The organism is Mesorhizobium sp. LMG 17147, assembly GCF_024297145.1.
Taxonomy (GTDB): domain Bacteria; phylum Pseudomonadota; class Alphaproteobacteria; order Rhizobiales; family Rhizobiaceae; genus Mesorhizobium.
In genome coordinates, this window is record NZ_JANCTC010000002.1 from 341,337 (window position 1) to 352,500 (window position 11,164).

Here is an 11,164-nt window from a genome sequence, read left to right on the forward strand (position 1 = left end):
TGGCACGTGGCGCCAACGCAATTGATGCGGGCGAACGCCGGTGAAAGAACGAAACGGCTGGCCGCATGAGCGCCTCCGTTCGTGAAGAGTTTTTCGAAAATTTCAAAGTGAAGAGAGTCTAATGAGGCCACAACAGCAAAACAGGCGCATGCGCGGTCGCAACAACAATGGCGGCGGCGGCAATAACAATAACAACAACAACCGTAAGGGGCCGAATCCCCTGACGCGCAACTATGAGAGCAACGGCCCGGACGTGAAGATCCGCGGATCGGCTCAGCAGATTGCCGAGAAGTACGCAACCCTAGCCCGTGACGCGCACAGCTCCGGCGACCGGGTGATGGCGGAAAACTATCTCCAGCATGCAGAACACTATAACCGCATCATCGCAGCCGCTCAGGCGCAGATGCCGATCCAGAACGCCCAGCAGATTCGCGATGATTTCGACGATGATGGCGACGAGGATCGCGACGAGTTCGACAATGCCGGCAACAACAATGCCAACGAGACATCGGGCTCGACGGTCAATCAGGGGGCCGGCCCGCAGCCGGTCATCGATGGCACGCCGGCCGAGCTGGCGCTGAACCAGGAAAACAGCCGTGACAATCGCGGCGGTCGCGATAACCGTGACGGCCGCGACAATAATGGCGGACGCCACCGCGACCGTCGCCCCAATGGCGGTTACGGCCAGAACGGCCAGCGTGGCGAGTATAGCTCGCGCGGCGAGCAGCAGGGTGGCCAGCGCGTCGAACAGCCACGGCGCGACGAGGTTCCTGCGCAGGCGGAGCCCGTGCGGGCAGCCGAGCCGATCTTTGTGGGTGAGCCCGCACGGCAATTCGACAACCTTTCGCCGGCGGGTCTCGCCGCCCACGCCGAGCTCAACGAAGCCGCTGCCGAAAGCAGCCCGGCCCGCCGCCCCAGGCGTCCGCGTCGCCCGCGCCTCGATGTCGAACAGGCAAATGGCGGCAACGACAACGCCGGCCCTGAGAGTGCCGAGACAAGCAATGCCGGGACAAGCAATGCCGGGACTGGCAATGCCGAGACTGGCAATGTCGGGACTGGCAATACCGACGCTGGCAATGTCGATGCAGCGCCGGCTGAAAGCCCCGGCGGTCAAGCTGTGATCGCGGACGTCGAGAATTGATCGAAAAAACGTTCGCTGCGCACTTTTGCGGGACATGTATGGACGGCGGAGAGAAATCTCCGCCGTTTTTGTTTTGCGCGCTCGGAATATTATCCATTCGCCAGTGTCGAGGCGTCTTGAGGGCCCGTGGTTTGCGTCCCATATCTTGCGTGAACTGGATCCGGCTCGAACGGGCGGGTCCGTCACCGCAATCTGATCCGGTGCCGTGAAGCGGGCCGGTGACGGAAGGAGACAGGCATGAATCTTGAAAAATATTCCGAGCGCGTGCGTGGCTTTATCCAGTCCGCGCAAACCATGGCGCTTTCCCGCAATCACCAGCAATTCACCCCCGAGCATATCCTCAAGGTCCTCGTTGATGACGACGAGGGCCTGGCTGCGTCGCTGATCGAGCGCGCCGGCGGCAATGTCCGGGACGTCAAGCTCGGCGTCGAAACGGCACTGGAGGCAATGCCCAAGGTCGAGGGCGGCAATGGCCAGCTCTATCTGGCGCAGCCGCTGGCAAAGGTGTTTTCGACCGCCGAGGAACTGGCCAAGAAGGCCGGTGACAGCTTCGTCACGGTCGAACGGCTATTGCAGGCGCTCGCCATGGAAAAATCGGCCAAGACGGCCGACATCCTGGCCAAGGCCGGTGTCACGCCGCAGAAGCTGAACCAAGTCATCAACGACGTACGCAAAGGTCGTACCGCCGATTCGGCGAGCGCCGAGCAGGGCTACGACGCGCTGAAGAAATACGCGCGCGACCTGACGGCGGACGCTCGCGCGGGCAAGCTCGATCCGGTCATCGGCCGTGACGACGAGATCCGCCGCACGATCCAGGTGCTGTCGCGCCGCACCAAGAACAACCCGGTGCTGATCGGCGAACCCGGCGTCGGCAAGACGGCGATCGCTGAAGGGCTGGCGCTGCGCATCGTCAATGGCGATGTGCCGGAATCGCTCAAGGACAAGCAGCTGATGGCGCTCGACATGGGCTCGCTGATCGCCGGCGCCAAATACCGCGGCGAGTTCGAGGAGCGGCTGAAGGCGGTGCTTTCCGAGGTCACGTCCGCCGCCGGCGGCATCATCCTGTTCATCGACGAGATGCACACGCTGGTCGGCGCCGGCAAGGCGGATGGCGCCATGGATGCGTCGAACCTGCTGAAGCCGGCGCTGGCCCGCGGCGAACTGCACTGCGTCGGCGCCACTACGCTCGACGAATACCGCAAGCATGTCGAGAAGGATGCGGCCCTTGCCCGCCGCTTCCAGCCGGTCTTCGTCAATGAGCCAACGGTCGAAGACACCGTTTCGATCCTGCGCGGCCTGAAAGAGAAATACGAGCAGCACCACAAGGTGCGCATCTCGGATTCGGCGCTGGTCGCGGCCGCAACCCTGTCCAACCGCTACATCGCTGACCGCTTCCTGCCGGACAAGGCGATCGACCTGGTCGACGAGGCCGCGTCGCGGCTCCGCATGCAGGTCGATTCGAAGCCCGAGGCGCTGGACGAGATAGATCGCCGCATCATGCAGCTCAAGATCGAGCGCGAGGCGCTCAAGGTCGAGAAGGACGACGCTTCGAAGGACCGGCTCGCCCGGCTCGAGAAGGAACTCTCGAACCTCGAGGAGGAATCGACCGAGCTGACCTCGAAATGGCAGGCCGAGAAGCAGAAGCTCGGGCTTGCCGCCGACCTCAAGAAACAGCTCGACGAGGCGCGCAATGAACTTGCCATCGCCCAGCGCCAGGGTGAATTCCAGCGCGCCGGCGAACTTGCCTACGGCAAGATCCCGGAACTCGAAAAGCAGTTGAAGCAGGCCGAAGCCAGGGACGGCAAGGCCGGCATGGTCGAAGAAGTGGTCGGCCCCGATCACGTCGCCCATATCGTCTCGCGCTGGACGGGAATCCCGGTCGACAAGATGCTCGAAGGCGAGCGCGACAAGCTGTTGCGCATGGAAGACGAGATCGGCAAGCGCGTAGTCGGCCAGGGCGAGGCCGTGCAGGCAGTGTCGAAGGCGGTACGCCGTGCGCGCGCCGGCCTGCAGGACCCGAACCGGCCGCTCGGCTCGTTCATGTTCCTCGGGCCGACCGGCGTCGGCAAGACCGAACTGACCAAGGCGCTGGCCAGCTTCCTGTTCGATGACGAGAGCGCGATGGTGCGTATCGACATGTCGGAGTTCATGGAAAAGCACTCGGTCGCCCGGCTGATCGGCGCGCCTCCCGGCTATGTCGGCTATGAGGAAGGCGGCGCGCTGACCGAAGCGGTGCGGCGCCGGCCCTATCAGGTCGTGCTGTTCGACGAGATCGAGAAGGCGCATCCGGACGTCTTCAACGTGCTGCTGCAGGTGCTCGACGACGGCCGGCTGACGGACGGGCAGGGCCGCACGGTCGACTTCCGCAATACGCTGATCATCATGACGTCCAATCTCGGCGCCGAATATCTGGTCAATCTCGGCGAGGACCAGGATGTTGACGTCGTGCGCGACGAGGTGATGAATGTCGTCAGGGCTTCGTTCCGGCCGGAATTCCTCAACCGCATCGACGAGGTGATCCTGTTCCACCGGCTGCGCCGCCAGGATATGGGCCAGATCGTCCAAATCCAGCTCAAGCGGCTGGAAAACCTGCTTGTCGACCGCAAGATATCGCTTTCGCTCGATCAGGAGGCGATCGACTGGCTGGCGGCCAAGGGCTACGACCCGGCCTATGGCGCGCGGCCGCTGAAGCGGGTGATGCAGAAGGAATTGCAGGATCCGCTGGCGGAAAAGATCCTGCTCGGGGAGATCCTCGACGGCTCGACCGTCAAGGTCACCGCCGGATCCGACCGCTTGAACTTCCGCTCGAAGCCCGCGGTCGTGGCAACCGAGGCGGCCGCCTGAGTTCAAACCAAGAGCCTGTTCCATCCCGATCGAATCGGGATGGAACTCCTATCTTCAATTTCGACCATGATCTTTTCCGAAAAACCGGCATCCGCTTTTTGCTACGCCGACCTTCGGCCCATGGTCTAATACCACTGGCGGGGCGCAGATGACTTTGGACGACTACAACAGTTTCTGCGCCTCGCTGCCTTCGGCGACCCATGTCGTGCAGTGGGGTGGCGCGCATGTCTGGAAAGTCGGCGGCAAGGTGTTTGCGATCGGCGGCTGGAGTGAAGGCAAAGAGCCGTTCGTCACCTTCAAATGCTCCGAGATCGCTTATGACGTGCTGAGGGAACAGCCGGGCCTTCGGCCGGCGCCGTATCTCGCCTCGCGCGGCATGAAATGGATCCAGCGCCGGACAAGCGAATGCATGGATGATGAGGCGCTGAAGGATTATTTGCGCGAAAGCCACCGTCTCGTCGTGCTGAAGCTGACGAAGCAGGCGCGCAAGGAATTGGGATTCGCTGCCGGTTAATCGGTCAGAAATCCGCCATCTTCATGCCCGGTTCATATTGGAACCTTATCGTGTGCAAGTGATTTGCTGGCGAAGGGGTTGGCGACCACATCGGCCCGAAATCGAGTTTGATTTTCGCAAAGCACGATGCGGAGATGTAAAGCGTTAGAGCGTCCTTGCACCCAAAAGGACGCGCGGCGCTCTTGAGAGACAATGCCGGCGGCGGCAAATTACGGACCGGAGAATTTTGGCCATCATGTTGCGCACCATCCTCACCCTTTCAGCGTTTGCTGCCGGGCTGCTGGCGTCGAATGCAATGGGCTCGCCGATGGCCGATACCGCGCCGCGGGTGGTTCGTGCTGCCAATGACGGCGGCATTCTTGTCGCCCAGGACGGCAATCTCGACATCTATTACGACGCCAGGGGAAACCGCGTCATAGTCGATGCGGAAACCGGCAAGGTCATCGCCATCCAGCCGCCGCAGACCAGGCTCGACCGCCGTGTTTTGCGTCGCGAGCGCTTGCGCAACCTCGGGCCGGTCGAGGAGGACGATCCCTATTATCTCGACGACCCTGAGGACACGGCCCGGTTCCGCCGCAGGCAGTTGGAAGACGAAGGCAGGATCATCGTGCCGCCGGCCGACGAGTACGACCCCTACGGCGACAATTCGGTGGAAGCCTTCCCCGAAGCGCCACGGGATGACGGCTACGGCAACGATTATCCGGAGGCAGCGCAGCCGGTGAGGCCACGCACCATCGAGCGCCAGCCGCTCAACGAGGCCTCGATCGAGCCGGTCGAGCCGACAGTGCCGAATGAGCAGGCGGCCTTGCCGCCAAGCACTGGCGGCAAGACGGCGGTCGACCCGTCGCTTTCGCTCGGCGCCCGCCAGGACGTGGCGGCGCTGCAGGTGCTGCTCGACCGCGCCGGTGCGTCGCCCGGTGTCATCGACGGACGCTTCGGCTCGAATGTCGACAAGGCGCTCGCCGCCTATAACGAGATCACCGGCAGCAATCTGAAATCGACCGACGCGATCGGTATCCAGGCGGCCCTGGCGCAATCCGGCGGCGATGCCTTCGCCTCCTATACGATCACGCCCGAGGATGCGGCCGGCCCTTATGTTGCCTCGATACCGGAGGACTACAGCCAAAAGGCCCAGCTCGACCGCATGGGCTACACGTCGGTGCCCGAAGCGCTGGCCGAGCGCTTCCATATGGATGAAACCTATCTGAAGCAGCTCAATCCGGACGCCAATTTCAATCGTCCGGGCACCATCATCAAGGTTGCCAATTTCGGCAGGCTGGTGGCGACGCCGGTGGCGCGCATCATCGCTGACAAGGCCAACAAGCAGGTCCGTGCCTACGACTCGGCGGGCAAGCTGGTCGCAGCCTATCCGGCGACTATCGGCTCGTCGGACACGCCGTCGCCGTCCGGCACGCATACGGTGTCGCGTGTCGCATTGGACCCGAACTACACCTACAACCCGAACATAAATTTCAAGCAGGGCGAAAACGACAGGATCCTGACCATCCCGCCGGGGCCGAACGGCCCGGTCGGCTCGGTCTGGATCGCACTGGACAAGCCGACCTACGGCATTCACGGCACGCCCGATCCGTCCAAGATCGGCAAGACCGAAAGCCACGGCTGCGTGCGGCTGACCAATTGGGATGCGCGCGAGCTCGCCAAGATCGTGACGCCCGGCGTTATCGTGGAGTTCGTCGAGTAATTTCCCTGGTTCAAAAGTTTGGCAGGTCGGATGCTTTCGCAGATCGCCAGCCTTGGAGATTTGCCGAAACCCTATCGTGTCGTCATCCTGGGGCGGAGCAGGAGCGAAGCGACGCGGCGCAGACCCCTGGATCCATGCCGTTACGATGGAGCACCGCGACGGCGCGGAATTCTGCTCTGCCGCACCCTTCGGCCGAGATGACGGCATGGATCCAGGGTCTTCGCGACGGAGCTTCGCTCCTGCTTCGCCCAGGGATGACGAAGCTGAGGGGCCTCGGCCAACTTCCACGGTTTGCGACAGCCCACTGCGATGAACGATGTCATCCGATGACCTTGCGCAGCAGTGGCGCGCGCAGCGCTGCGGCATAGGTCAGCTGCACCACCAGGATGAAGCCGACGCTGAGCAACGGGCTGGCTAGGCATAGTGCCGCGCCGATCGCCCACAGGATCTGTGCCTTGACGATGCGCAGATAGACCGTTCGGGTGGTCTCCGCATCGACACCGTCGGCCAGGAATCCGTTTTTGCCCGCATAGCGCCAACTGGCGAGCAGCGTCAGTCCCAGCATCAGAAGATTGAGCCAGTAGACGAGCACCGCGGTCCTGAATTCAAGGAAGTCGGCCAAAAGATCGGTCGAGAACGGCAGCAAGGCGATGAAGCCGAGGAAGCAGAGGTTCAACGTGGCAAGCCGCCGGTCGGATTTTGCGATCAACCCGTGTTGCGCCTGCTGGCCGAACCAGAAGATGGTCAGCGTCAGGAAGCTGAGCGCATAGGTCAGGAAGCGCGGCGCCAGTGCTGTGATCGCGGCGATCAACTCGCTTTCGGAATGCACCGTTTCATGCGCCGGCACCCTGATCTCGAGAACGATCAGGGTGAGCGCAATGGCGAACACGCCGTCGGTGATGCCGACGACGCGCCCGCGTCCTTCCGCCGAGGGTTCGAGCGGTCGTTTCATGCGGTAGTTCCCCCTTGTCGCAGCGTTGCGGAAAATCTAGCACGGCATCCACCGTTTGCACCCGGACTGGCGTACTCCTGTCTGTATGGCCAGGTTCGGCCTGGTTTCAACGAGAACAGCCTGCTGGCCGGTTGTCGGCGGCATGCCAGCGGTCTAGGTAAGGCGGCATGCACACGCCAACCAGAGTCGGTACAGGCGCCGTTCCCCTGACCGGGCCACTTCCGGCCGACACGTTCTGCCCGCAGGCGCAGCGGCGGTTCGTGCTGATCGCCGCGATTCTGGCTTCCGCACTCGGTTTTATCGATGGATCGGTCCTGGCCATTGCGACGCCGGCGATCCGCGTCGATCTCGGCGCCAGCCTGGCCGAGGCGCAATGGATCTCCAACGCCTATGCGTTGACGCTTTCAGCCCTCATTCTCGTCGGCGGCGCCGCCGGCGATCGCTTCGGCCTGCGCCACTCTTTCGTCGCCGGCATCGTCCTGTTCATTGCCGCCTCGCTTGCCTGCGCGCTGGCGCCTAACCCGGCGATGCTTATTGCATTTCGGGCTGTCCAGGGTATCGGAGCGGCCATCATGGTGCCGGGCAGCCTGGCCATTATCGCCAAAGCCTATCCAAAAAAGGAACGCGGCCGGGCGATCGGCATCTGGGCCGCGGCATCGGCACTGACGACGGCGCTCGGCCCGGTGCTGGGCGGCTTCGTGCTGTCGGTGTTCGGCAACGGCATCTGGCGGGCGATCTTCGCCATCAATCTGCCGCTCGGTCTTATCTCGATCTATCTTCTGCTGGCCAAGGTCCCTGCCGACGCGCCGGCGGAAAAGCGCAGCCTCGATTTCGGCGGCGCTGCACTCGCCATATTGGCGTTCGGAGCTCTCGCTTACGGCCTGACCTCGATGAGCGGCGACGGGGAGGGGCTGATGTCCGGCCCGAGTATCGCCGCCGGTGCGGTTTTGCTCGTCGTGTTCGTCGTCTTCGAGCGCCGGCGGCGCGAGCCGATGATCGATCTGTCGCTGTTTCGGATCGGCGCGTTCGCGGGCGCCAACGTGGCGACCTTCTTCCTTTATTTCGCCCTGTCGGCCAATTTGTTCTATCTGCCGATGCTCATGATCGCCGGATGGGGGCTGAGCGCGGCCGAGGTCGGCTTTATATTCCTGCCGCTGTCGGCGTTGATGGCACTGTTATCCGGACCGGTTGGCCAGTGGTCCGACCGCATCGGGCCTCGCTTTCCGATCGCCAGCGGCAGTCTGGTCGTGGCTCTTGCCTTTGCCGGACTTGCCTTGCTGGCCTATTGGGGCATCCACAGTTTCTGGCTGGGGATATTCCCGCTGATGGCTCTGATGGGGTTCGGCATGGCGCTGGTGGTATCGCCGCTGTCGACCGCCATCATGACGGCGGTCGAGGACAAGGATACGGGTGCGGCCTCGGGCATCAACAACGCCGTCTCGCGGATCGGCGGCCTGATCGCCGTGGCGGCGATGGGATCGCTGGCGGCCTGGGTTTATGCTGGCGTGCTCAGCACCGGTGCCGGCACCGGCCTCCCGGGTTTCGGCGAACCGCCGCCAGCCGGCCTGGCGCCCGGCCTCGATGCGGCACGACTTGCCGCCAGCGACGCGGCATTCGCAGCCGTTGCCGCGGTGACCGCGCTGCTTTGCCTGCTTTCGGCAATCACCGCCTGGACGACGGTTTCGGGCGAGCGGCTGCCATGGTTGCGCGACACGGCGAATCAGCAGGGCTGACCACGAAAAACGTCGGCTCAGCCTTCGATCTTGGCGCTCGCGACCTTCAACTGATTGCTATCTTCCTGCTTGAGCAGGTCGTCGATGCGTTCGCGCTCGCGCTTGAAGGCGACGAGGTCGTCGCCCTTCAGCGTCTTGCCAACCGGCAGGCGGACGCGCATCGAATCGACCTTGGTGCCGTTGACGATCAGTTCGTAATGAAGGTGCGGACCGGTGGAGAGGCCGGTTGAGCCGAGATAGCCGATAACCTGGCCCTGGCGAACGCGAACACCCGGCTCGATGCCTTTGGCAAACGCGCTCTGGTGATTGTAGGACGTCTCGTAGCCATTGGCGTGACGCAAGATGATCTGCTTGCCATAGCCACCGGCCCAGCCGGCCTTTTCGACGACGCCATTGCCCGCGGCAATGATCGGCGATCCTACGGGAGCTGCCCAGTCGGTGCCGGTATGCATTTTCACATACCCCAAAATGGGGTGGCGCCTCGCACCGAACCCGGATGTAAATCGGCCATTGGGCAAGGGATTGCGCAGCAGGAACTGCTCGGCGCTGCTGCCGTTTTCGTCGAAATAGTCGGTGCTGCCGTCCTGCATCTGGAAACGGTAGAAATTTCGCGTCGCGCCGCCGAAAGTCGCGGAGACGTAAAGCAGCTCGGATTCGTCGGACGCCTGGTCGTCACCATCGGGCTGCGAGAACAGCACCTCGATACGGTCCGTGGGATTGAGGCGCGACTGGAAGTCGACACTGGATGCCAGCAACTTGATCAGCCGTTGCGTCATCGCCTTGGACATGCCGTAGGAATAGGCGGTGCGGTAGATGCCGTCATAGACGTTCGGCAGATTGCCGCGCACTATGGGCGCAGGCGAATCGTCGAACGCCGTCAACAATTCGGGATTTGGCTCCGGCTCCTGCGCCGGCACGTATTGGTCGTGGTCGTCGAGTGCGATGGTGACGATGTGCTGGGTCCTGTCGTACACGCTGGTGCGAACGATCTTGGCGGCGTCGCCATGGACCTCGAGCCCAACGCGCAGCACGGTTCCTGCCTTGAGGGCCGTGGCATTCAGCAATTTGGCGATCGCCTCGGACATCCCGGTGGCATCCTCGCCGGTATAGCCCGAATCAGCGAAGGCCTCGGCAATGTCGAGATCCTTGGTGAAGGGGATGATTTCCTCGGCGAAAGCCGGCGCCTGGTCGTCGATGGCGGCACGCGGCGACACCGAGACGTTTTCCGGGACGATCTTGACGTCATAGGAGCCGGCCATGCTCTCGGCGAAGCCGTCACCGAATCGCTGCGGGTCGACATAGTGCAGCGACGCGACCTGGACAGCGCCGTCGCTCAGATCGGTGCCGGCCTCGCGCACCACCTTTTCCACCTCGTCGGCAGAAAGGTCGCTCTTTTCGTCGAAGGCCGCCGTCTCGATCGGGAAATCGACGGTCTTCAGGCTCATCTCGCTTTCGACCTTGGCGCCATAGATCTGGCTGGCGGTGGCGGCTGCCGGCTGGGCGGCATTGTCGTCGCCATTGCCAAACACCTGCATCGGGTCGAAAGGCGGATAGGCCCGGCTGGTCGTGTGACCGGCGGCAAGCGCCATCTTTATCTGCACGAAAGGCATGGTGTGGATGACATCGCGGTCGCCAACCTTGGTCACCATCGACACTTCCATGCGCCGGCGATCCTTGGCCTTGGCGATCTGGCGCAGCGCCACCAGCCTGGTCGTCTTGGCGAGCTCACCGGAATCGTCGCCACTGGCAAGGCTGATCAGCTCGGCGATCTCTGGCGGGGTCGCCAACTGCTGGCGGCCGTCAAGCGCTGCAAACAGCGCCACGCCCATCAGTACGCTCGAGGTCACGCCGGTAAGGAAGGTTCCCGACAGCCAGCGCGCCGAAACCTCGCGCCGGTCGGGGGGGCCGCTGCGGCCGTCCGCGATCAGCGGCGGCTCGTTGCCGAGATCGGCTATGACATTTTCCGTGTCTGGCATCCAGAAAGGCTGCTTCTTCCCCGGGGCGGAACGGCTTGTCGTTCTTGTTGTGGCCATGACATTTGCCTGTCACGGCGGATGAAGTCAACGAAGCGCCTGGCTCCGGCCGAAATCCCCAATCACACGTCTGTCTCTATGGGTTTGTCTTTAGTCTCTTATAGGAAGCGCCTGGGAGGCGCCGTTTGGTCTCTTATAGAAGGCCCTACGCGGGTGGCGCTTTCGCCTGCTTCATTGGCCTTGGTTTCAAACCGCAATACGGCGGCAATAGGGCTCCACTGCGAAAGCCGGCTTTGTTGTCCCCA

Annotated in this window: 7 protein-coding genes; 5 read left to right on the plus strand and 2 right to left on the minus strand. The window is 63.1% G+C overall.

Annotation, left to right across the window (positions count from 1 at the left end; genetic code table 11):
* Positions 1–148: 148 nt before the first annotated feature.
* The 4 genes from NMG46_RS05575 (at position 149) to NMG46_RS05590 (ending at position 6,201) form a co-directional block, all read left to right on the plus strand.
* Positions 149–1,141 (plus strand): DUF4167 domain-containing protein, encoded by a 993-nt coding sequence (locus NMG46_RS05575; protein ID WP_254816713.1) that lies wholly within the window; start codon positions 149–151, stop codon positions 1,139–1,141.
* Positions 1,142–1,378: 237 nt separating this feature from the next.
* Positions 1,379–3,985, plus strand: coding sequence for an ATP-dependent chaperone ClpB (gene clpB, locus NMG46_RS05580; RefSeq protein ID WP_254816714.1), 2,607 nt, complete (start codon positions 1,379–1,381; stop codon positions 3,983–3,985).
* A gap of 148 nt (positions 3,986–4,133) precedes the next feature.
* Complete coding sequence (locus tag NMG46_RS05585; protein WP_254816715.1) at positions 4,134–4,499, plus strand: MmcQ/YjbR family DNA-binding protein; 366 nt, start codon at positions 4,134–4,136, stop codon at positions 4,497–4,499.
* A gap of 235 nt (positions 4,500–4,734) precedes the next feature.
* Positions 4,735–6,201 carry a L,D-transpeptidase family protein gene (locus NMG46_RS05590; protein ID WP_254816716.1) on the plus strand — a complete coding sequence of 489 codons (1,467 nt, stop codon included), beginning with the start codon at positions 4,735–4,737 and terminating at the stop codon, positions 6,199–6,201.
* 319 nt (positions 6,202–6,520) lie between these two features.
* Here NMG46_RS05590 and NMG46_RS05595 read toward each other — a convergent pair whose 3' ends face one another.
* Entirely contained in the window at positions 6,521–7,153 is a 633-nt protein-coding gene (locus NMG46_RS05595) for a TMEM175 family protein (protein ID WP_254816717.1), read from the minus strand.
* A 167-nt stretch (positions 7,154–7,320) separates the two neighbouring features.
* On the opposite strand from NMG46_RS05595, the gene NMG46_RS05600 reads away from it, so the two are divergent.
* Positions 7,321–8,886, plus strand: coding sequence for an MFS transporter (locus tag NMG46_RS05600; RefSeq protein ID WP_254816718.1), 1,566 nt, complete (start codon positions 7,321–7,323; stop codon positions 8,884–8,886).
* A gap of 17 nt (positions 8,887–8,903) precedes the next feature.
* Here the strand turns inward: NMG46_RS05600 and NMG46_RS05605 are convergent, their stop codons facing one another.
* A complete protein-coding gene (locus tag NMG46_RS05605; RefSeq protein WP_254816719.1) occupies positions 8,904–10,862 on the minus strand; it encodes a M23 family metallopeptidase in 1,959 nt (652 codons plus the stop codon).
* Positions 10,863–11,164 lie beyond the last annotated feature (302 nt).

What these genes read in the sequence shown, in the direction of transcription:
- clpB (WP_254816714.1), top strand. Translation starts at nt 1,379, where the DNA reads ATGAATCTTGAAAAATATTCCGAGCGCGTGCGTGGCTTTATCCAGTCC.
- NMG46_RS05600 (WP_254816718.1), top strand. Translation starts at nt 7,321, where the DNA reads ATGCACACGCCAACCAGAGTCGGTACAGGCGCCGTTCCCCTGACCGGG.
- NMG46_RS05590 (WP_254816716.1), top strand. Translation starts at nt 4,735, where the DNA reads ATGTTGCGCACCATCCTCACCCTTTCAGCGTTTGCTGCCGGGCTGCTG.
- NMG46_RS05595 (WP_254816717.1), bottom strand. Translation starts at nt 7,153, where the DNA reads ATGAAACGACCGCTCGAACCCTCGGCGGAAGGACGCGGGCGCGTCGTC.
- NMG46_RS05605 (WP_254816719.1), bottom strand. Translation starts at nt 10,862, where the DNA reads ATGCCAGACACGGAAAATGTCATAGCCGATCTCGGCAACGAGCCGCCG.
- NMG46_RS05575 (WP_254816713.1), top strand. Translation starts at nt 149, where the DNA reads ATGCGCGGTCGCAACAACAATGGCGGCGGCGGCAATAACAATAACAAC.
- NMG46_RS05585 (WP_254816715.1), top strand. Translation starts at nt 4,134, where the DNA reads ATGACTTTGGACGACTACAACAGTTTCTGCGCCTCGCTGCCTTCGGCG.